General features: G+C 49.6%; 16 protein-coding genes. 7 read left to right on the plus strand and 9 right to left on the minus strand.

What is annotated here, in order from left to right:
- Positions 1-165: 165 nt before the first annotated feature.
- The 4 genes from ubiG (at position 166) to yfaE (ending at position 5,115) form a co-directional block, all read left to right on the plus strand.
- Entirely contained in the window at positions 166-873 is a 708-nt protein-coding gene (gene ubiG / locus CAG64_RS17665) for a bifunctional 2-polyprenyl-6-hydroxyphenol methylase/3-demethylubiquinol 3-O-methyltransferase UbiG (RefSeq protein WP_021705455.1), read from the plus strand.
- Positions 874-1,331: 458 nt separating this feature from the next.
- A complete protein-coding gene (gene nrdA / locus CAG64_RS17670; RefSeq protein ID WP_161447697.1) occupies positions 1,332-3,614 on the plus strand; it encodes a class 1a ribonucleoside-diphosphate reductase subunit alpha in 2,283 nt (760 codons plus the stop codon).
- An 89-nt stretch (positions 3,615-3,703) separates the two neighbouring features.
- Positions 3,704-4,837, plus strand: coding sequence for a class Ia ribonucleoside-diphosphate reductase subunit beta (nrdB, locus tag CAG64_RS17675; protein WP_021705453.1), 1,134 nt, complete (start codon positions 3,704-3,706; stop codon positions 4,835-4,837).
- The gene (gene yfaE / locus CAG64_RS17680; protein WP_021705452.1) at positions 4,837-5,115 is read left to right on the plus strand and encodes a class I ribonucleotide reductase maintenance protein YfaE; all 279 of its coding nucleotides are present in this window, start codon (positions 4,837-4,839) and stop codon (positions 5,113-5,115) included. Before nrdB ends, yfaE begins: the two co-directional genes overlap by 1 nt.
- Positions 5,116-5,152: 37 nt before the next feature.
- On the opposite strand, the gene CAG64_RS17685 is transcribed toward yfaE, so the two are convergent.
- Together CAG64_RS17685 and CAG64_RS17690 are read right to left on the minus strand one after the other, a co-directional pair.
- On the minus strand, positions 5,153-5,407 hold the full coding sequence (locus CAG64_RS17685) for a hypothetical protein (RefSeq protein WP_021705451.1): 255 nt from the start codon (positions 5,405-5,407) through the stop codon (positions 5,153-5,155).
- Positions 5,408-5,626: 219 nt separating this feature from the next.
- Positions 5,627-6,868 carry a CinA family nicotinamide mononucleotide deamidase-related protein gene (locus tag CAG64_RS17690; RefSeq protein WP_161447695.1) on the minus strand — a complete coding sequence of 414 codons (1,242 nt, stop codon included), beginning with the start codon at positions 6,866-6,868 and terminating at the stop codon, positions 5,627-5,629.
- A gap of 343 nt (positions 6,869-7,211) precedes the next feature.
- Between CAG64_RS17690 and CAG64_RS17695 the strand changes: the two genes are divergently transcribed.
- A complete protein-coding gene (locus CAG64_RS17695; RefSeq protein WP_161447693.1) occupies positions 7,212-7,724 on the plus strand; it encodes a glycine cleavage system protein R in 513 nt (170 codons plus the stop codon).
- Between the two features lie 66 nt (positions 7,725-7,790).
- Here the strand turns inward: CAG64_RS17695 and nspC are convergent, their stop codons facing one another.
- The 3 genes from nspC to CAG64_RS17710 form a co-directional block, all read right to left on the minus strand.
- Positions 7,791-8,924 (minus strand): carboxynorspermidine decarboxylase, encoded by a 1,134-nt coding sequence (nspC, locus tag CAG64_RS17700; RefSeq protein WP_161447691.1) that lies wholly within the window; start codon positions 8,922-8,924, stop codon positions 7,791-7,793.
- Positions 8,925-9,001: 77 nt separating this feature from the next.
- Positions 9,002-10,246: a carboxynorspermidine synthase gene (locus tag CAG64_RS17705; protein WP_021705447.1), complete on the minus strand. Its 1,245-nt coding sequence runs from the start codon at positions 10,244-10,246 to the stop codon at positions 9,002-9,004.
- Between the two features lie 12 nt (positions 10,247-10,258).
- Positions 10,259-13,141 carry a pyridoxal phosphate-dependent class III aminotransferase gene (locus tag CAG64_RS17710; RefSeq protein ID WP_161447690.1) on the minus strand — a complete coding sequence of 961 codons (2,883 nt, stop codon included), beginning with the start codon at positions 13,139-13,141 and terminating at the stop codon, positions 10,259-10,261.
- A gap of 806 nt (positions 13,142-13,947) precedes the next feature.
- Between CAG64_RS17710 and CAG64_RS17715 the strand changes: the two genes are divergently transcribed.
- Together CAG64_RS17715 and CAG64_RS17720 are read left to right on the plus strand one after the other, a co-directional pair.
- Positions 13,948-15,243 carry a TolC family outer membrane protein gene (locus tag CAG64_RS17715; protein WP_161447699.1) on the plus strand — a complete coding sequence of 432 codons (1,296 nt, stop codon included), beginning with the start codon at positions 13,948-13,950 and terminating at the stop codon, positions 15,241-15,243.
- A gap of 1 nt (position 15,244) precedes the next feature.
- Positions 15,245-15,862 (plus strand): OmpA family protein, encoded by a 618-nt coding sequence (locus tag CAG64_RS17720; protein ID WP_161447688.1) that lies wholly within the window; start codon positions 15,245-15,247, stop codon positions 15,860-15,862.
- A gap of 34 nt (positions 15,863-15,896) precedes the next feature.
- On the opposite strand, the gene nhaA is transcribed toward CAG64_RS17720, so the two are convergent.
- The 4 genes from nhaA to CAG64_RS17740 all read right to left on the minus strand — a co-directional run bounded on the left by nhaA (position 15,897) and on the right by CAG64_RS17740 (position 21,550).
- Positions 15,897-17,042, minus strand: coding sequence for a Na+/H+ antiporter NhaA (gene nhaA / locus CAG64_RS17725; RefSeq protein ID WP_021705443.1), 1,146 nt, complete (start codon positions 17,040-17,042; stop codon positions 15,897-15,899).
- A gap of 271 nt (positions 17,043-17,313) precedes the next feature.
- Positions 17,314-18,444 carry a lipocalin-like domain-containing protein gene (locus CAG64_RS17730; protein ID WP_161447590.1) on the minus strand — a complete coding sequence of 377 codons (1,131 nt, stop codon included), beginning with the start codon at positions 18,442-18,444 and terminating at the stop codon, positions 17,314-17,316.
- Positions 18,445-20,898 carry an ABC transporter permease gene (locus CAG64_RS17735; protein WP_161447591.1) on the minus strand — a complete coding sequence of 818 codons (2,454 nt, stop codon included), beginning with the start codon at positions 20,896-20,898 and terminating at the stop codon, positions 18,445-18,447.
- On the minus strand, positions 20,879-21,550 hold the full coding sequence (locus CAG64_RS17740) for an ABC transporter ATP-binding protein (protein WP_021705440.1): 672 nt from the start codon (positions 21,548-21,550) through the stop codon (positions 20,879-20,881). The genes CAG64_RS17735 and CAG64_RS17740 overlap by 20 nt, the downstream gene beginning before the upstream one ends.
- Positions 21,551-21,613: the final 63 nt, after the last annotated feature.

Genomic DNA, 21,613 nt, shown 5'->3' on the forward strand with positions numbered 1-21,613 from the left:
TGGATTAAATGCCGAGAAATTGCACATTGTTTACATATCCCGCTGAAAAGAGACTAATTTTTGTTCAGCGCTACGGGAATGTTCGTCAAGTGGTAGCCAGCGACGCAGTTACCGCTATAATGCTCTTCATTCACGGAAGCACGCTCATTTAGAAGAAGTACCGCTATGACTGATACTCAAAACGTAGACCCAAACGAAATCAAAAAATTTGAAGAGATGGCCTCGCGCTGGTGGGACCTGAATGGCGAGTTCAAACCGCTGCACCAGATCAACCCGTTACGTCTTGGGTATGTGCTCAAAAACGCCGACGGACTGTTTGGCAAGAAAGTGCTCGATGTCGGGTGCGGTGGCGGTATTCTGGCCGAGAGTATGGCGCGTGAAGGCGCTGATGTGACGGGCCTGGACATGGGGAAAGAGCCGCTCGAAGTCGCCCGCCTGCATGCATTAGAGACAGGCACCCAACTGACGTACATCCAGAGCACCATAGAACAGCATGCTCAGGACAATGCCGGCATGTACGATGTTGTCACCTGCATGGAAATGCTGGAGCACGTCCCCGACCCGCTCTCCGTGATTCGTTCTTGTTCTGCGCTGGTCAAGCCGGGAGGGCACGTATTCTTTTCAACCCTCAACCGTAATATCAAGTCTTACCTGTTCGCCATCGTTGGTGCGGAGAAGCTGCTCAAGATTGTGCCAGAGGGCACGCATGACCACGAAAAATTCATCCGTCCGTCTGAAATGATGAAGATGATCGACAGTACTGCGCTGCAGGAAAAAGGCATCACCGGTTTGCACTACAATCCACTGACAGATAGCTACAAACTGGGCCGAAATGTCGATGTCAACTACATCGTACATACCATTAAAGAGTAGTCTCAAAACTGTAACAAAAATGCAAAGGCGGTAGCACAAAGCGACCGCCTTTTTTAGTTAAATTTTCGAGAATTACGTGCTCTAGATTCAATTTTAACCAAGGCGATTTTTGACTGTATTTTTGGGTAAAGATCAAGGAATTTTTTTTTATCTCTGGTTACTTATAAACCGATCCTCAAACGTCAGTTTTCTGCATTCAAACCTGCCCTTATTTCATCGGTTAGTGGTTACTTACCGTTTTTTTTAATTTTGTTAGTTATCCACAAGTCATCCAAGATCTGGTGCCTTGAAATAACCATCCGATAGCACTATCTTGTAACCCGAAAGCTAACGTACCCCTACATATTGTGTTTGAGCTACAATATGTAGGTAGACCATGATCACAAAGCCGTAATCAAATTTACAAAAATTACATAAAAAAGCGGCTTTAATCAGTTTTGTTAGGGAAATGAAGCAGAATGAACCAACAACTTACCGTCACCAAGCGTGATGGCCGCAAAGAAAATATTGATCTGGATAAGATCCACAGAGTCATCACATGGGCAGCTGAAGGGCTGAACAACGTTTCGGTCTCTCAGGTAGAATTGCGTGCTCACATTCAGTTTTACGATGGCATTACGACATCAGATATTCACGAAACGATCATCAAATCAGCCGCTGACCTGATTTCGGAAGAGACGCCGGATTATCAGTATCTGGCTGCTCGTCTGGCCGTATTCCACCTGCGCAAAAAAGCGTATGGTCAATATGAGCCACCAACGCTGTACGATCACATCTCTAAACTGGTAGAGATGGGTAAGTACGACAAGCACCTGCTGGTAGATTACACCAAAGCTGAACTGGATGAGCTGGACGCCTATATCGATCACCGTCGTGATCTGAATTTCTCTTATGCAGCCGTTAAACAGCTTGAAGGTAAATACTTCGTTCAAAACCGTGTGACCGGTCAGATCTATGAGAGTGCTCAGTTCCTCTACATTCTGGTTGCGGCGTGTCTGTTCGCTAAGTATCCGAAGGCAACGCGTCTTGACTACATCAAGCGCTTCTACGATGCGACGTCAACGTTTAAGATCTCTCTGCCAACACCGATTATGTCTGGTGTTCGCACACCAACTCGTCAGTTCAGCTCATGCGTACTGATCGAATGTGGTGACAGCCTGGATTCAATTAACGCAACGGCTAGCTCAATCGTTCGTTATGTGTCACAGCGTGCCGGTATTGGTATTAATGCGGGCCGGATCCGTGCTCTGGGTTCTGAAATCCGTGGCGGTGAAGCTTTCCACACCGGTTGTATCCCATTCTACAAATACTTCCAAACAGCGGTGAAGTGCTGTTCTCAGGGTGGCGTTCGCGGCGGTGCGGCAACGGTATTTTACCCAATGTGGCACGGAGAAGTTCAGTCCCTGTTGGTTCTGAAAAACAACCGTGGTGTAGAAGAAAACCGTGTTCGTCACATGGACTATGGGGTACAACTGAACAAGTTGATGTACCAGCGTCTAGTTGAAGGCGGCTACATTACGCTGTTCTCACCATCGGATGTCCCGGGTCTTTATGACGCCTTCTTCCAGGATCAGGACGAGTTCGAACGTCTGTACGTGAAATACGAAAACGATCCGTCCGTGAAACAAGAGCGTGTGAAAGCGGTCGAGCTGTTCTCTTTGCTTATGCAAGAGCGTGCTTCAACCGGACGTATCTACATCCAGAACGTTGACCACTGCAACACCCACAGCCCGTTTGACGCTGAAGTTGCCCCTGTTCGTCAGTCTAACCTGTGTCTGGAAATTGCTCTGCCGACCAAACCGCTGAGCAACGTGGAAGACGATTCCGGTGAAATTGCGCTGTGTACTCTGTCTGCGTTCAACCTGGGCGCGATTCAAAGCCTGGACGACTTTAAAGAGCTTTCTGAGCTGGTTGTTCGTGCTCTGGATGCCCTGCTTGATTACCAAGATTACCCGCTGCCAGCTGCGTACCGTTCAACCATGAACCGTCGTACTCTGGGTGTGGGCGTGATTAACTTCGCTTACTACCTGGCGAAACACGGCGTGAAGTACTCCGACGGCAGTGCAAATGGCCTGACTCACCGTACCTTCGAAGCGATGCAGTACTACCTGCTGAAAGCTTCGGTCGAGCTGGCAAAAGAGCAAGGCAAGTGTCCTTCATTTAACGAAACGAACTACGCGAAAGGCCTGTTGCCAATCGATACGTACAAGAAAGATATCGATACTATTTGTGATGAGCCACTGCACTATGACTGGGATGGCCTGCGTCAGGAGATCATGGAGCACGGCCTACGTAACTCAACACTGACTGCGCTGATGCCTTCTGAGACCTCTTCTCAGATTTCCAACGCGACAAACGGTATTGAGCCACCGCGTGGTTTCGTCTCTGTAAAAGCGTCGAAAGACGGCATCCTGAAACAGGTGGTGCCGGACTTCACGGAACTCAAGAATAACTACGAACTGCTGTGGAACATCGGTTCTAACGACGGTTATCTGCACCTGGTTGGTATTATGCAAAAGTTTGTTGACCAGGCTATCTCAGCCAACACGAACTACGACCCTGCACGCTACGAAAGCGGTAAGGTACCGATGAAGAAACTGCTGCAAGACCTGCTGACCGCGTACAAATTTGGTGTGAAGACCCTCTACTACCACAACACGCGTGACGGTGCGAAAGACGACCAGAAAGACGCAGTTCAACCACAAGATGACGATTGTGCCGGCGGCGGTTGTAAGATTTAATCCGACCGACATAGAATCACATTAACAGACTACCGAACGCCCTCCTCGCCTGCTGACAGGATGGAGGGCTTAAAAGGAATTGAGGCATTATGGCTTACAGTACTTTTAACCAGACCAAAAATGACCAACTGAAAGAACCGATGTTCTTGGGTCAGTCGGTCAACGTTGCACGTTACGACCAACAGAAATACGAGATTTTTGAAAAACTGATCGAGAAGCAACTGTCGTTCTTCTGGCGTCCGGAAGAAGTTGACGTGTCCAGCGACCGCATCGACTACAACAAGTTGCCAGAGCATGAAAAGCACATCTTTATCTCGAACCTGAAGTATCAGACTCTGCTGGATTCTATCCAGGGCCGCAGCCCGAACGTCGCCTTACTGCCGTTGGTGTCTCTGCCAGAGCTGGAAACCTGGATCGAAACCTGGTCTTTCTCAGAAACCATCCATTCTCGTTCGTACACGCACATTATCCGTAATATCGTCAACAACCCGGGTGTTGTGTTTGATGACATCGTTGAAAACGAACACATCCTCAAGCGTGCAAAAGACATTGCGCACTACTACGATGATCTGATCAAACTGAGCAATGACTATCACCGTTACGGCGAAGGCCAGCATCAAATCAACGGTGAAACCGTATCTGTCAGTTTGTACGAACTGAAGAAAAAGCTTTACGTATGTCTGATGTCGGTCAACGCACTGGAAGCGATCCGTTTCTACGTCAGTTTTGCCTGTTCTTTTGCGTTTGCGGAACGTGAGCTGATGGAAGGTAACGCGAAGATCATCAAGCTGATTGCTCGTGACGAAGCGCTACACCTGACGGGCACTCAACATATGATCAACCTGCTCCGTAATGGTCAGGATGACTTCTCATTCATTCAGATTGCTGAAGAGTGCAAACAAGAGTGTTTTGATCTGTTTAAGGAAGCTGCAGAGCAAGAGAAAGAATGGGCGGAATACCTGTTCAAAGACGGTTCAATGATCGGCCTGAACAAAGACATCCTGAGCCAGTACGTTGAATACATCACCAACGTGCGCATGCACGCTGTTGGTTTGCCTGCTGCTTACCCAGAAGCCACATCGAATCCGATTCCTTGGATCAACGCCTGGTTGTCGTCGGACAACGTTCAGGTAGCGCCTCAGGAAGCAGAAATCAGCTCTTACCTGGTTGGTCAGATTGACAACGAAGTAAACGCGGATGACTTCGAGGGCTTCGAGCTGTAATGGCCAATATAAAAATCAACAAAATCACTTCCGTTGAATCCAATCCGTCCAATACTCTGCTGGAAACGATGGAGCAAGCCGGATTGGAACCAGAATACAACTGCCGTGACGGGCATTGCGGAGCATGTCGTTGCAACCTGGTTTCTGGTGAAGTCGAATACGTTGGTTTTGCCATGGCGTACACGCAAGGTGATGAGATATTACCTTGTATCTGCCGAGCGAAGACAGACCTTGAGGTCGACAATGTCGTTTACCGACTCAAAGAAAAACGCGCCTGACGGCGCGTTTTTTTATGCTCTTTTTTCTGTTCAGAGGTCAAACATACTGGGCGGAGCTTCCCATCAGAATTTCATCTGCGATATCCATTGATACGGCCTTATGGGCAATCTCTCTTCCATCATCGTCAAACAGTGAAAGTTGGAAACCCTGATACGCGCTGTGCTCTTCCATCTGGGGAGTTTTGCGCCACAGCGACACAACATCAAAGCTGTCGTTGCTGAATGTCTCACCCAGTACCACTTTCTGACTTGCGACTTTATACCAGACAATAATTTTTGACTGATGGAACATGATTGCCTCCTTGCGAATCACTAGCCGGAGCATTCAGTTTACAATCAATTTCCTATAACTAAAGGCTGAAATTTGACCCGATTAAGGGAGTCATTATTAAATCAATCGCTTAGGAGTTAGAAAGATTCCTTATATCAAATAATGTGAACTTGAGTGCCTGTAATAAGTTTTATATTCATCGGGTTATAAGCGGCGCCCCATCAGCCGCCGCGACCTGATTCAGTATTGCAGTTGCTCCGCTGGGACAAAAATGTCTTTGACCCGACCAACCGAGCTGTAGCTAACAAACATGGGCTTTTTCGCCAAATAGCGACGCAACATATCCAGTGCCACCGTACTGATCAATAAGCGCTGATTTTCGCGGTTATACTGCCGACTGAACCTCAGCACCTGTCCCCACTCTCCCTGAGGCGTCGCCAACGCCACAGAAAATTGATTATCTGTGACTTTACCGGTCACCAACGACAGCTCTGTCGAGCACTTCTGACGCGTTGCACCGGCGAGTGCCAGTGTCGCAGCCAACGGATCCTGCTCGTCATCGCCCACCGACACGGCGCCGCCGAGAATCCAGCCGTGACCACACCATTTTTCGGCCGCGGCTTCCGACTGCAACCAATTGGACAACCAGCCACCCGTTGACTGTTCGCTGGTCGAAAGCGATAGCTGAGCATCATCGAGCAAACTGGCAATATGCTGAATCATCGGCTCATCGATACTGACCACGTGAGTGTCAATTAACTGATTAATGATCTTCATGATCCCCAGCTTGTTACTGAGATCCCCTTTCGGTCCGAACAGCTTCACCTCAATAAACGGCAAATAAGAGCGATATCCAAGCATGTAGCCCGCCGGTAACTGCACCCGATCGAGTTTGTCCGATAGCGCCGATTCCGATGTCCCAAATGTATAAAACCGACTGCATTCCAAACCAGCCTGCTGAGGGTAACGCTGTTTCAGATCGGGTAGGATCTGCTGCTCCACCATCATCTTAAACTCAGATGGGACACCTGGTGTGAAATAGAACTGACAGTCATTGATCAGCATCGAAAAGCCACAAGCAGTACCAATCGGGTTGTCGACTAAGGTGGCCTTCTCGGGCAGCATGGCTTGTTTGATGTTGCTCTCTGGCATCACCATCTTGCGCTGTGCGAAAAAATCCTCCAGACGCGCCTGCCACTCAGGAAACAGCTTCAGAGACTGCTCACCCGCTTTTGCTGCCGCCTCACTGCTCAAGTCATCACTGGTTGGTCCGAGTCCACCATTCACCACCACCACTTGGTTGTTGAAGCTCAGCATCATTAGTTCTTCTACCAGCGATGATAGCTCGTCCCCAACAGTCGCGCGTTTTGACAGAGGAAATCCCGCCTCAAAAAATTGTTCCGAAAGCCAGGCGGCGTTGGTGTCGACAATATCGCCGTGAAGCACCTCTTCACCTGTGCTCAGCATTGCAATTTTTAACATCTGTTCATTCCTCTGCGAATTCATTCGTTACGTCGCCTATCATCACACAATTTGCGCAAGAAAAAACCCGTTTTGTAACAAACATTTCACCTGTTGGTTGTTTATACTCGCAGGCACAGTTCGCGCCTCTTAATCCACTGCCGTTCTGTGCTCACGAACTCTCCCCCTCATAATAACAACCGCGATTACTTTTCTGTGCCCGCGCTAAAAGAAACCAGAAATTACGCTGCCGATAGAGTAAAAACTTGACTGAAATCAAGCTCCCAACACGGGTTGCTTCTACACTTAAGAACATAAGGACAATAAAACAGAGAGTTATGTTTTACTCAGTAGGAGGCTTAGTATGACCAGCACATTCATTGTCAATTTCGTCGGCAAAGCGACTCCAGCAACGATCAAAGAATTGGCTGCTATCACCCACGAAAATGGCGGTAAATGGTTGATCAGTAAAGTGAACTTTATTGAAGACCAAGTCGCTGCTGTGATTAAGGTTGAGCTGCCCACCTCAAACGAACAAATGGTGAAACAAGCGTTTCAGTCCCATCCGGATCTGTTGGTGCAGATTGTGGATTCAGGCAGTCAGGCACACCGGGAAGACACCATCTACCACCTTCGTCTGGACTCCAATGATCGTGCCGGTATTGTGAATGACATTACCCACATTCTGGATAACCAGGGGGCTCACATTCTGGATATGGATTGCCAACGGGTCTTCATTGCTGGCGGTGGTGGTGTCAGCTCCAGCTTGTTTACCGCTAACGTCGCAATCCGGTTACCCGCCGAAGTACAGATCGAAGATGTCGCGAATGAACTCGAATCACTCAGTGAAGACATCAAAGTGATGGTGGAATCCTGATACCCGTCCCTGATATAAAAAGAGCAGCCAATGGCTGCTCTTTTTCTTACACAGCGATTCAACCGCTTACTTCAACGACCATTGCGACAGAGAACGTTTAAAATCGGCGTAGTCAAACTCGTTCAGCTTCTGAATCTCACCCGTTGAGCGCTCACAATACACCGATGGCATACGCAGCCCGTTGAACCAATTCAGTTTCACCATGGTGTAACCGGCACTGTCAAGAATGTGCAACTTCTGACCGATTGTCAGGGGCTGCTCAAAATTCGCAACACAGAACTGATCGCCAGCCAGACACGAACAAGAGCCAATAACGTATTCATGTTCGCCCTGTTCAGACGCTTCCAGCACCGACGCAGGTTCGTTGTAGATCAACGTGTCCAGACGGTGCGCTTCAGTGGCAGAATCCACAATCGCGGTTTTCTTCACGTTCTCGACAATGTCCACGACCGTTACCACCAGATCGGTGGTCTTAGTGATGATCGCTTCTCCCGGCTCCAGATACAATTGTACTTTGTGTTTGTCAGCGAACGCTTTCAACGCCAGGCCAAGTTTTTCAATGTCGTAACCCGGCCAGGTAAAGAATACCCCACCGCCCAGGCTCACCCAGTCCAGTCGATTGAGATACTCGCCAAACTGTTCTGAGATTGCATCCAACAAAGCCACAAATGCATCCACATCTTTGTTTTCACAGTTCATGTGGAACATCACACCATGGATACTATCAAACACTTCAGGCTTGATATGGTCCATCTGAACACCCAGTCGGGAGAACTGACGCGCTGGGTTTGCCAGATCCTGACCAGCGTAACTGACTCCCGGATTCAGTCTCAGCCCCAAAGACGTTTTGCCTTCCACAATGTGACGATACGCGGCTAACTGAGACTGAGAGTTAAAGATCATCTTGTCACAGATATCCGCCACCTCACGAACGTCGTCTTCACTGTAGCCCACGCTGTAAGCATGTGTTTCACCACCAAAAGTTTCGTGGCCCAGTTTGACTTCAAACGGGCCAGAACTGGTGGTGCCGTCCAGATAAGGCTTAATGATGTCAAACACGCCCCAGGTCGAAAAACACTTCAGTGCCAAGACCAGTTTCACGCCCGAAATGTCTTTCAGTTGTTTGGCTTTTTCCAGGTTCGCGATCAACTTGTCTTCATTGATCATGAAGTAAGGGGTTTTCAGGTCGCTTTTTTGCATTTCTACGGTCACTCTAAAATCGAACAAAGCCGACGCTTGCGCGTCGGCTCAATTTACAGGCTGTTACTTGAAGCAAATTACTTCAAGATCTGGATATCAGGCTGCTGAGGCTCCAGCTCCTGCACATGCCAGTCAAGGCCAATGCCAGGCATAGTTTCCAGGAACGGGTCCGGATCCAACTGCTCCATGTTAAACACGCCTTTCTCTGCCCATTTACCACGGAAGAACTGCAATGCGGCAGTGATCGCCGGAACACCCGTCGTGTACGAAATCGCCTGATGTTCAACGTCGTCATACGCCACTTCATGATCCGCGTTATTGTAGATAAACACGCTGCGTTCTTTGCCGTCTTTCTTACCTTGCACCCAGGTACCAATGCAGGTTTTCCCTGTGTAACCTGGTGCCAGCGATGTTGGATCTGGCAGCAACGCTTTCAATACGTGCAATGGCTGAACCACGGTGCCGTCATGCAGTGTCAGTGGTTCCGGACTTAGCAGGCCAATATCACGCATGCAGTTGAAGTAGTTCAGGTATTTATCACCGAATCCCATCCAGAACTCAATACGCTTCGCCGGGATGAACTCTTTCATCGAACGAACTTCATCGTGCGCCATGGAGTACACTTTGTGTTTACCCACCAGCGGGAAGTCGAACTCAAACATACGTGAGTGACATGGCACTTGTTTCCAATCGCCATTTTCCCAGTAGAAAGAGTCACCCTGGATTTCCAACATGTTGGTTTCCGGGTCAAAGTTGGTCGCAAACTTCTTACCGTGATCACCCGCGTTTACATCCATCACGTCGATGGTGTCGATCTCATCAAACAGATGTTTGACCGCGTACGCGGCAAACACAGACACCACGCCCGGATCGAAACCCGCACCCAGAATACCTGTGATACCCGCTTCTGCGAACTTCTCACGGTAACCCCACTGCCAGTCATAAGCCTGAGGTACCTGTTGGCCTTCACTGCACAGGTCTACCGCGACAGAAGTGTCCAGATAAGAGACTTTGGCGCGGTAGCACGCTTCCATGATAGGCATGTTTACCCATGGAGGACCCGCGTTGATCACCAGATCCGGTTGAACTTCCTGAATAAGAGCAACCAGTGCATCCACGTCGTCGGCGTTCACAGCACGCGCTTCGAGTTTTTTCGATGAGTCTTTCAGGTTGTTTTTGTTCTGAATCGATTCAATGATCTTTTCGCACTTACCAACGGTACGAGATGCGATTGTGATATCGCCCAGTACATCGTTGTTCTGCGCTGCTTTATGCGCAACAACCCAACCAACACCACCTGCACCTATTTGTAGAATTGCCATTATTCCTTACCCTTATTTCGCCAGCTCAACTGCCAGCTGGTTTATTTCAGTTAAAAGTTTTTCGAAGTCTGACAACGTCAGACATGGATTTAAGATAGTAAATTTCAGCGCTGACTGACCATTTACTGTCGTCTCACCCAAAACAGCGACACCGCGAACCAGCGCTTCGATACGAACTTTCTGGTTCAGTTTATCCACTCCCTGAGACGCTTCCTGAGTTGAGCGGAACAATACCGTCGACAAAGAAGGCTCAGCCAGCAGCTCAAAGCCCGCATGTTCACGAACCATCTCTGCGACCTGTTGAGTCTGCGCCAACAGGTGATCGTACATCTCACCTAACGCTTGCGGACCTACGCTTTGCATCGTCATGAAGACTTTCAACGCGTCAAAACGTTTTGTGGTCGCAACCGACTTGTCTACCAGGTTGGGTAACTCGTCGTGCTCACGGTTCAGGTAATCCGCGTGATGCAACAGGAACTTGAAGTTGGCTTTGTCATTCACCAACAGCGCGCCGCAACTGATGGTTTGATAAAACAATTTGTGGAAGTCGACCGACACGGAGTTGGCACGCTCGATCCCCTTCAGACGAGCCTTGTGGCTGCTCAGAATCAATGCACCACCGTAAGCGCCGTCGACATGCATCCAGATCTGATACTTGGCTGCGACATCGGCAATAACCTGCAGATCATCAATCGCACCGTGATCAGTGGTACCCGCGGTACCGACCACAGCAAATGGGATCAGGCCATCCGCTTTCGCTTGCTCAATCACGCGCTCCAATTGGCTGGCGTCCATAGTGCCATCAGGCAACGCATCAACGGTCAACACGGCTTTTTCACCCAGCCCCATCCAGGATGCCGACTTTTGTACCGTAAAGTGTGCTTTTGCCGAACAAACGATGCGCAGTTTGTCGGCATAATCCGGCAAACCCAATTTCTGGATAGAATGACCACTCAGCGTATCGGCGATCCAGTCACGGGCCAACATCAGCCCCATCTGATTACTCTGCGTACCGCCGCTGGTGAAAATACCGTCCGCGCTATCGCTCATTTCGTATTTGTCGCACAGCCAGTTGATCACTTTCTGCTCGACATAAGTGGCAGATGACGCCTGGTCCCACGAATCCATAGACTGGTTGAGTGCTGCAATCATGGCTTCGGCCGCAATGGCAGGCATCAGTGGCGGTGTGTGCAGGTGCGCAATGCACCCCGGGTGCTGCGTGAAAATGGCGTTTTTTGCCACCAGCTCAGTGGTGCTGTCAATAACGGCTTTCAAACTGGTTTGAGTGGCGTCCAGGTTCACTGCATTGATCTGTGCTTCCAGCAGTTTCGGATCCAGGCCGGAATACGGCTTATCAACCTGTTCGAAAAGCTGTTTCATTGCCGCCGTGGTGTGATTCATTACCGACGCAAACTCATCCGCGCCGTACTCACCCGTATGAACAAAGTGTTTGCTCCACCCTCTGTTCTGAGACCCCTCTGCCAGGCCACCACCAGCGGCCAGAATAGCGTCTTCCAGTACTCGCAGGGCAAAGTCAATTTGTTCAAAGCTGATGATAAGTGGTGGCAGGAAGCGGAGAACCGAACCTTCGCGGCCACCTTTTTCGACCATCAGACCACGTTCGAGTGCAGCACGCTGGATCCTCAGCGTCAGTTCGCCGTCAGCCTGCGGTTCACCAAATTTATTGCGAGCGCCTGATGGGTCCTGAATTTCAACACCCAACATCAGGCCTTTACCGCGCACTTCGGCGATGCAGTTCACTCGGCTCTGGATCTTCTCCAGACCGTGACGCAAATATTGACCAGCGATATTCGCGTGCTCTACCAGGTTGTCACGTTCCATGATTTCCAGCGCTTTCGCACCAGACACCATCGCCAACTGGTTGCCGCGGAATGTTCCGGTATGCTCGCCCGCCTTCCAGGTATCAATCGATTTGTTGAATACCAGAATCGACATTGGCAGACCACCACCAATCGCTTTGGACAGACACAGGATATCCGGATTAATGCCAGACTCTTCAAACGCGAAACGGTAGCCAGATTTGCCAACACCACACTGAATTTCATCGAAAATCAACAGGATGCCGTGCTCATCGCAGATACGGCGCAGCTCACGTAGCCAGAACGCAGGCGCCGGAATTACGCCACCTTCACCCTGAACAGGTTCAACGATGATTGCCGCCGGCTTCATGATGCCGGCTTCATCATCCCCGAGCAGACGCTCGATGTAACGGATGCTTGCTTTGGCACCTTCATCACCACCCAGTCCAAACGGGCAACGCAGGTTGTATGGGAATGGCATAAAGTGCACATCTGACATCAGGCCAGTACGACGCGCTTTAGTGCCCAGATTCCCCATCATACCCATCGTACCGTTGGTCATGCCATGGTAAGCGCCACGGAACGCAAACATGGTGTTGCGCCCTGTGGTTTGCTTAGCCAGCTTGATTGCCGCCTCAACGGCATCGGCACCCGATGGGCCACAGAACTGAATGGCCGAATTTTTGGCAAACTGCTGCGGCAGAAACGCCTTCACGCGCTTGATAAAATTGTCTTTAGCTTTCGTTGTAATATCAAGTGTTTGATACGGCAGACCCGAATCCAGTTGCTCTTTCAGCGCTTGGTTAATTTCTGGGTGGTTGTACCCTAGCGCCAACGTGCCAGCCCCCGCCAGACAGTCCAGAAAGATTTGACCACGGGTGTCTTCTACCAGAGCACCATAAGCCCGTTTAATCGCAATAGGAAGACGACGTGGGTAAGAACGTACTTCAGACTCATGCTCTGCCTGATCCTGTAAAATCTGGTCAGGCGTGAGATCGTATGTGCCTTCAACAACCGGCACTTGAGTGGAAAATGTCGATACAATGCTGTTTTCGACTTCAAAGGCTGTGCTCATTTATATGTTACCTTGAAATAGAGAAACCCAACTCACTTCTGCCATCACCATCCAGAAATGAGGTGTAAAAATGCCTTCCGATTTCACGAAAAGTGGATACGGAATAGCGGCCATCAAACCGATGACAATGTGAGAATCAGTAGATCAAGGTTCGGTTATGCTACTGTTTTGTAAAACAGGGCATTTACGAGGAATGAGGCTGATTAAAGTGCAGTAAACGTTAAGTGAGTTCAATGTTGGGTTTCCCATTCGCTGCCGCTCCCGCGACATTAAGTATCCCGTCTATCGACAAAAGGCTTTGTCGATACCTACCCTACGTAGTGTCGCAATCAGCTGAATGTCACTACGCGTATCCCCCAGAAATCGTCTGCTTTATACAACGTCCGAGATTGCGCGGGAAAGTAACATAAATTGAAACTAGCTTGCAATATCTTTTAACACCCCCTCTATTAACAAATTCATTAACATAGTGTTTTATTCTTAATTTTCATAGACTAAGCATAGAGTATCGATTCTCAAAAATCATATAAATTTGATAAAGATCACACTCGAACTCGCATCAAAAAAAGCAACTTAAAATCAACAAATTACTTAAGTCTGTTCAAACTTAAGTATGATAGGCCCAATGCACAAACTGAGTCCTATGCATTAGCAGAATCAACAATAAATTCAACCATCTATTTCCCCTAACCCTCGTTTCTTTACTAAGCTTTGTCTGTTAACCGCCACCAACCAAGTTGCGCAGGGTGCATCGTCAGGCCCTTCCACTTGTGAACAGGAGATTCGCAGTGAACTGGAAAAAACAGATGATTGTGAGTTGCCTATTGGGATACTGCTTTTCCGCTCAGGCTCAAACCCTAGAGCAGGCCGTTGCCATAGCACTCGCGACTAATCCAGATATAAAAAGTATTTTCAACGAATATCAGAGTGCGCTCAAACAGCATGACGCGTCAAATGGTGCCTACTTGCCCAGTATCGATTTGGATGCTGGGATTGGTTACGAAGGGATTCGCCCTGCTGATTCCACTGGCCAGAACGATACCGACCTGACCCGAAAAGAAGCCACGGTCTCACTCACACAGCTATTATGGGATGGTTCTGCGACACTGAATGATATGGATCGGACGGCGGCGGACGCCGAATCCACCCGATTACAATTGATCGCTGATGCACAAGACATGGCACTAAAGGTCGCGCAGGTTTATCTGGATGCCATCAAAGCCGAAGAAGTGCTGAAATTGTCAGAAAATAACCTCCGCGTTCATAAAGAGATTTACAAAGACATCAGTCGTCGTGCTGAGTCTGGCATCGGCTCCACTGCTGACGTCTCCCAAGTCGAAGCGCGGATAGCCAAAGCACACGGTAACCTGCTGGCTGCGCAAAACAACCTGTACGACACGCACACGCAGTTTCGCCGTATCGTCGGCCAGGAACCCCTGGGCCTGACCTATCCCCGAGCCGACATTTTTAAGCTACCGCCAACCATGACCCGTGCGATGGACGTGGCGTATGAAAAACACCCGGTCATTCAGATCGCTAAAGCCGATATCGACTCCGCCCGCTACCAATACAAGCAGTCCAAGGGCCCTTTCTACCCAACGCTGTCGATAGAAGCCAGCCAAACCTGGCGTGATGACGCAGGTGGGGATGAAGGACGCAGTGATGAAACACTGGCCATGCTACGCATGCGCTACAACCTGTATAACGGCGGCTCGGATCAGGCACTGTCCGAAAAAGCGGCCTCACAGCTCAACAAAGCCAAAGACTTACGCGATAGCGCTTACCGCCAGGTTGAAGAAGGACTGCGCCTCTCCTGGAGCGCGTTGGACTTGACCCTGCAACAAAAAGAGTTTTTGGCCGATCATGTGGATTCAGCGTCAGAAACCGTGATTGCTTATGAAAAGCAATACCGGATTGGTCAGCGAACCTTGCTTGATTTACTCAACACCGAAAACGAATTGTTTGAAGCACGCAAAGATTACCTCGACGCCCACTACTCAGAGCAATACGCCAAGTATCGGGTAATGAATGCTACCGGTGCCCTACTGGACGCACTGCTGGTTGATATTCCACCTGAATGGACCGAAAAAGTGGAGTATTAAGATGGATAAAAAAACCTTAGTAATGGCCATGATAGCCAGTTGCGTTGTAAGTCAGGCGGTCATGGCGGAAGAAGAAGAGTATCCATACATGGACACACCAGTCGCATTTCAGGTCTCTGATCTCATCGACGATGATGCCGATGGCGTCATCAATGCGCGTGACTTGTGTGCGGATACCCCACCTGGCGCCCTGATCGACAACGACGGCTGTGGTGAAAAAATCCTGATGGAAGAGTCTCGCCAACTGCACATCCTGTTCGCTAATAATTCATCGGTCATTGAGCCGAGTTTCAACGCACAAATCGCCAACATGGCGCAGTTTCTGAAAAAATACCCTGGTGCCTCAATCGAGGTACGCGGCTATGCGAGTAAAGTCGGCTCCGCCAGTCATAACCTGGCATTGTCCCAACAACGGGCGGAAGCAGTACGTAGCCGATTAATCGGCTACCAGGTTGAACCACAACGGGTAGCCGTCGTGGGCTATGGCGATACAAGGCCTGAAGTCAATCAAGACACTTCTCAGGCGCATGCAGCCAACCGACGGGTGACCGCCACCGTAGTTGGATTGGACGAAGAAGTCATCAAGGAATGGACCATCTTCTCAACCCGAAGCCTGTAACAAAAAACGCCCCGATATCGGGGCGTTTTTTAGCTTACGCTTTCTTAGGTAATGACAGGTGCAACAGGATATAACCCACCACCGCTGCTGTCGTCGAGCCCATTAGGATCCCGAGTCTGGCGTATGTGTCGTAATCGGCATTCGCAGCGCCAAATGCCAACGATGAGATAAAGATCGACATAGTGAAACCAATACCACACAACACGGACACCGCAAAAATGTGTTTCATGTTGATGCCTTCTGGCAATTTGGCCACGCCCATTTTGACGGCAGCCCAACTGAAGCTGAAGATACCCAGTGGCTTACCAATAAGCAGACCCAATGCTACGCCCAGTGGCAGCATCGACGTCAGCCCGGCCATCGAAACGCCTTCCAGTGAGATACCTGCGTTGGCAAAGGCAAACAGCGGCAGAATACCAAACGCAACGTAAGGGTGCAGCGCATGTTCCATGTGTTTCAGCGGAGAACGTTCTCCTTCATTGCCCTTCAACGGAATTGCAAAGCCGATCACAACCCCAGCGAGTGTCGCGTGGACTCCAGACTTGAGTACCGCCACCCACAAAATAGCACCCACGATCATGTACGGGGTCAATTTAGTCACGTGTTTTGCATTGAGCATAAACAGTGCACCCGTCATAATAAAGCCAACAACCAGCGCCAATGTCGACAGATCACCGGTGTAAAACAGGGCAATAATCACCACGACACCCAGGTCATCAATGATCGCCAGCGCCAACAGGAACACCTTCAGACTCACGGGTACACGCTTACCCAGCAGCGCCATGATACCCAGTGCGAAAGCAATGTCTGTCGCCGCCGGAATAGCCCAGCCCTGAATAGCTGCCGCATCACTGGCATTAAACAAAACGTAAATCAGTGCCGGTGCCAGCATTCCCCCCACTGCCGCGATCGCCGGAAAGATAGCCGTTTCTTTCGATTTCAACGCGCCCTCTAACAGCTCGCGTTTTACTTCCAGACCAATCAGCAGGAAGAAGACAGCCATCAGACCATCATTAATCCAGTGCGAAACTGACATACCAAACACATAACTGTGCAAAAACCCTTGATAAACATCATTCAAAGGTGAGTTCGCAATAGTCATCGCAATTGCTGCAGCGATAACCAACAGAATGCCTCCTGCAGACTCCATTTTGAAAAAATCGCGAATTACATCACTCATGAAAAAAGCCCTTATTCTTATTATGTTAATAAATGATTAACAAACAATATACTGAGTGTATCGACTGACGGAATGATCGAAAAATCGCTTGTTTGGAGCTTTAACTTCGGAATTTCCGATATAAAGTTCAATTAACAGCGTATTTTCCGTAATAGTAATATGGTCAGTATAGATAATATGCATTTGATTGCTAAACGCTTAAGACAAGGTTAAAAAAACGCTGGTCAGCCGTCAAAGCCAAACCAGCGTTTTTTTCACCAAGATGCGTAAATCAATAACCAGAAAGCTGCATGAAGCCCTTCGCTTTGTGGCTGCCAATCGCTCTGATTGGCCCTTGCCAGTACGACACTGCAAAAGGTTGCCAGTCTCCGATATTCAGCGCACTGGTAGTGAGATTAATGTGCTGGCTGGGTATGGTAATCTGCCATTGCAGCGGCAAACTCTTCCCATCTATGGAATCAAGAGGCTGCAACGCACGCATCTTGATCTGATTCTCCTCCAATACCACCACTTTCCCGTCATTTCGCATCAGAGTGGCCGAAAGCTGAGGTGCCTGATTCTGATGTCGGAAACGGTTGACCGACAAGGTGCTTTCCTCGTCCAGATTAACGACAAACCAATCCCAACCGGATCGGTCCGTATTGAGCAGGTTATTACCCCACTCTTTACTCAGCCAAGCGGTGCCTTTGACGTTGAATGGTGAGCCATTGCCCAGAGTCAACGTGCCTTTAACTTGTACAAATGGTGCCATGATCGCGTAAGACGCCAAAGGCATTAACTCATGTTTAACCTGGTAGCCTCTCTCGCCGGGCAATACAAATGGCCCTTTGGCGACGTTGGCCAGACTGATTGAAAATGTATCGGTATCAATGGCAAGACTGCCAGGAAATGGTGTGGTGCCAAGAGAGCGCCAAGACCAATTGTCGATCCATAATCTGAAAGGCTGACTCAACATTCCCGCCTGACCGATGCCACCACGGGCGAAGCGTTGCTCGCGCCAGATTTTCCCCTGCCCCGTAATCACAGTCTGCACAATGTATAATTGCGGGCTTTGCCAGCCCGAACGTTCACTGTCATCACTGGCGACACGAATGACCGTCCACTGGATCCCATACGGGTTGCCTTTACGATCTTCGACATTGGCAAAATAGTGCCACCATTCATGTTGATAGCCTTCATGAAAAGCGAAATCCTGTGGCAGCTTAACCGGATTACCCGGCAGTACAGGATCAAAAACATCCTTGGGTTGGGTCAAAAACGGATTCGGTTGTTCGGCTTGTTGCTGAATCGCCTTTTGCCATTCAGGCGCCCACTGACGATACGCGAGATAACCGCACGAACCCACCAACGCCATCAGCACCAGCAATACCAAAATTTTGGACACAAAGATTCGTTTCGTCATTTACAGGGCATCCCTTAACGACTTCATCGGTGTGTTGCGCACCATTCTCAGAACCGGCACTGCGCCAGCCACCATCAGCGCCAGCATCGCCAGACTGATCGACTGAAGATACGCCTCTGGAATAAACTGCAGTTCCAGCGTCCAGCCAAAAGACTGCTTAATGATGATATCCACCACCAAACTCGCCAGTGCTAATCCAAGCGGCATGGCAATCAGTATCGAGATGGCGCCAAAAACAAACAACTGCAAACACCCCATCAGAATCAGTTCTTTGCCCGACATCCCCAGACAGCGCAGCAAAGACACGTGACGCTGCCGAGATGTTTCCCCTGCCAAGGTGGCAAAGAAAATACCGAACACAGCAATCACCAACGTGATGTTACCGAGCGTATCAGCGATGGCGAAAGTCCGGTCAAACACCTTCATCGCCTGACTGTGAATATTGCCATTATCGAATATCCGCTCTGGGTTCAACCGGAAGACAGACTCCAGACGGTGTTTTAAGTCAGCGTGCGGCACACCATCTTTGATCACCACCCCAAGCGCCACATTTCCACCACCAGCAAACGCAGCTAGCCAGTTGCGATGGGAGATCAACACTTGATTGTATGGGTTACCATAGTCGTAATAGACCCCCACAACCTGCCAGCCTTTGCCAAGCGGACCATAAAGGTTAATCGTATCTCCTGGACGAATATTCATTTTCAGCGCCATGGATTCACTGACCATCACTCCTTTTGAACGATGCAGATGATACCAGTAATTCGGAATACCCAGCTTTACCGTCAGGGACGCCAGTTCGCCTTCTGACGCGCCAGTGCTCACAACCTGAAGTGGGCCGCTGCTGGTAGGAACTTCTTTCTCCCAGCGCCACCACACATCCTGCACTTCCGGTTGCTTACTGAGCCAGTTGCTCATTCGCGGTGCACCGTTGGAGTTTGGGTAAATGTAGATGTCGGCTGCGAGTCGCTGAGTCAGCCAGCGATCGGTGGTATCGCGAAAGCTGCCGACCATAGTTTCTACACCGATATTGGCGGCCATAGCCAACATGAACCCCATGGTGGCCACGCCGCGATAACTCATGCTGGCCGCCGCATCGGCAAAGAACCAGCGCACTTTCACCCAACGCATCGTATAAGAGAAACTGACAAAAGCTCGCCAGATCAAAAACGGAGTGAACAGCGCCACACTGAGCAACATGAAAATGATGATCGCAAAACCGGAAGATTGGGTCTGAGGCGCTTGATACACAGCAACAGCAGCAACACACAAAGCGCAGGCAATCAACGCTTGAACCGTGAATTCCACACCTGCAAAACGCACCAGCGACAACCGAGTCGTTAACCGAATCGGTTGGGCACGCAGCAGACGAACTAGAGGCCACGCGCATGCCAGTAAGGCACCCAATACCGCCATCAGCAGACTATAACCGCTCGCTTGCCAACTCCACTCCACATCCAGGCCGACATTCGCGTCATACAGATCGCCCAAACTGGACGACACCGATGGAATCAACTGATTAGCCAGCACCATGCCAAATAAGTTTCCGCACAGCCAGCTGATCAGCACCAATGCAAACAGTTCAATCAGCAACGCTTTCGCCAGTTGCCAGCCGGAAACACCGGTCTGGCGCAATATACCGACCAAAGGCTGGCGTTGAGTGAACGACAGCGACATAGCCTGATAGAAAATGAATAGCCCCACTACAAACGACAACATTCCCATAGCACTGAGGTTGGAATGGAACGCTTTGGTCAGCGACTCCAGCTCTGCGCGGGAGTTACGAGCCAACACCATGCCATTGGGTAGCCCTTGTTTTAGCTGCTGTAATTTTTCATCCGGCATATTGCCACATGCAATCACCGAAAATCCGGAGCTTTTCTCCAACATACGCAGCAGAGAAATATCGGCCACGACCCGCGTACCATTGATGATATCATCATGATCGATCACTACCGGCCCCAAACGACTCCCGTCTTGGAGCGGGATCATGTCCCCACTCTTCCAACGCATATGGCTGGCGAGTTCATCACTGACCATCAACGGATACGGGGGACGCATTAATTTGAGCGCGTCCAGATCTTTGAGTTGCACACCCGACTGAAATTGCAGCATCGCGACTGGGTCGAGCCCAACCAGGGTCAGATCATTGCCGTTGGCCAAAGTGACTTTGGTGTTTTCAAATGGCACACACTGATTGAACCCTTCGCGCCGCAGTTGAATATAAAAGCCTTGCGGAATTTTGTTGGTTAGGTGTTTAGGCCGGATTCGGTAAGGAAGAGGATTGGCAAAAAGACGTTCACCATGCTCGTAAGCTTCACGGGCATGATGATTAATAGAAGTAACACCAACCAGAAGAGATACCCCTAAGGTCAGACCAAGCCAGACCAGCAGGATTTGAAACGGATAACGTCGGTAATGACCAAGTAGCGCTTTAACTACGGGCCACAACATGCAACTGTCCTCCCTGGAGACGAATACAGCCTTCCATGTGTTCGGCTACTTTTTCACTGTGCGTCACCAACAGCAGTGTGCATTCCAACTGGCGAGTCAATGACGTCAGCAAGCGCATCACCGCTTCTGCGTTACGCTCATCCAGGCTACCTGTGGGTTCATCGGCCAACAGAATTTTGGGTTCCATATACAGCGCTCTGGCAATCGCCGCTCGTTGCTGCTGCCCTCCGGAAACCTCTTCCGGATAGCGTCCTAGCAACGGCATCAAATCCAGTGCCGATAAAATTTGACGCCACAACCCCTGATCATCAGGCAGACCTTTTAACTGACGGCAGAAACGAATATTGTCGGCCACGTTCAGCGTAGGTAGCAAATTAAACTGTTGAAAAATAAGGCCAATATTATTACGACGGTAGGCAGTACGCAGGCTTTCTTTGACTTGATGCATGGCAAAATCCGGGAAGCTGATTGCACCGGAATCGACCGTATCCAAGCCCGCGATCAGATTCAGTAACGTACTTTTCCCTGAGCCGCTTTCGCCCATCAACGCCACTTGATCACCTTGTTTCAGTAACAGATCCGCACCTTGTAATACCGGGTGAAACTCCCCGCCATCGACGTAGCCTTTACACAGGTCTGTTAGCTGTAACATTATTCTCTCAACGGATATGGAAACTGGATTGAGAATCTACACTAATTCATCGCAGGTAGGAAG

Origin of the sequence: Vibrio sp. V38_P2S17PM301 (assembly GCF_009904845.1) — a bacterium.
Lineage (GTDB): Bacteria > Pseudomonadota > Gammaproteobacteria > Enterobacterales > Vibrionaceae > Vibrio > Vibrio proteolyticus.

What these genes read in the sequence shown, in the direction of transcription:
- CAG64_RS17730 (WP_161447590.1), bottom strand. Translation starts at nt 18,444, where the DNA reads ATGACGAAACGAATCTTTGTGTCCAAAATTTTGGTATTGCTGGTGCTG.
- nrdA (WP_161447697.1), top strand. Translation starts at nt 1,332, where the DNA reads ATGAACCAACAACTTACCGTCACCAAGCGTGATGGCCGCAAAGAAAAT.
- yfaE (WP_021705452.1), top strand. Translation starts at nt 4,837, where the DNA reads ATGGCCAATATAAAAATCAACAAAATCACTTCCGTTGAATCCAATCCG.
- CAG64_RS17720 (WP_161447688.1), top strand. Translation starts at nt 15,245, where the DNA reads ATGGATAAAAAAACCTTAGTAATGGCCATGATAGCCAGTTGCGTTGTA.
- CAG64_RS17715 (WP_161447699.1), top strand. Translation starts at nt 13,948, where the DNA reads ATGATTGTGAGTTGCCTATTGGGATACTGCTTTTCCGCTCAGGCTCAA.
- CAG64_RS17690 (WP_161447695.1), bottom strand. Translation starts at nt 6,868, where the DNA reads ATGTTAAAAATTGCAATGCTGAGCACAGGTGAAGAGGTGCTTCACGGC.
- CAG64_RS17735 (WP_161447591.1), bottom strand. Translation starts at nt 20,898, where the DNA reads ATGTTGTGGCCCGTAGTTAAAGCGCTACTTGGTCATTACCGACGTTAT.
- CAG64_RS17710 (WP_161447690.1), bottom strand. Translation starts at nt 13,141, where the DNA reads ATGAGCACAGCCTTTGAAGTCGAAAACAGCATTGTATCGACATTTTCC.
- CAG64_RS17695 (WP_161447693.1), top strand. Translation starts at nt 7,212, where the DNA reads ATGACCAGCACATTCATTGTCAATTTCGTCGGCAAAGCGACTCCAGCA.
- nrdB (WP_021705453.1), top strand. Translation starts at nt 3,704, where the DNA reads ATGGCTTACAGTACTTTTAACCAGACCAAAAATGACCAACTGAAAGAA.
- nhaA (WP_021705443.1), bottom strand. Translation starts at nt 17,042, where the DNA reads ATGAGTGATGTAATTCGCGATTTTTTCAAAATGGAGTCTGCAGGAGGC.
- nspC (WP_161447691.1), bottom strand. Translation starts at nt 8,924, where the DNA reads ATGCAAAAAAGCGACCTGAAAACCCCTTACTTCATGATCAATGAAGAC.
- CAG64_RS17685 (WP_021705451.1), bottom strand. Translation starts at nt 5,407, where the DNA reads ATGTTCCATCAGTCAAAAATTATTGTCTGGTATAAAGTCGCAAGTCAG.
- CAG64_RS17740 (WP_021705440.1), bottom strand. Translation starts at nt 21,550, where the DNA reads ATGTTACAGCTAACAGACCTGTGTAAAGGCTACGTCGATGGCGGGGAG.
- CAG64_RS17705 (WP_021705447.1), bottom strand. Translation starts at nt 10,246, where the DNA reads ATGGCAATTCTACAAATAGGTGCAGGTGGTGTTGGTTGGGTTGTTGCG.
- ubiG (WP_021705455.1), top strand. Translation starts at nt 166, where the DNA reads ATGACTGATACTCAAAACGTAGACCCAAACGAAATCAAAAAATTTGAA.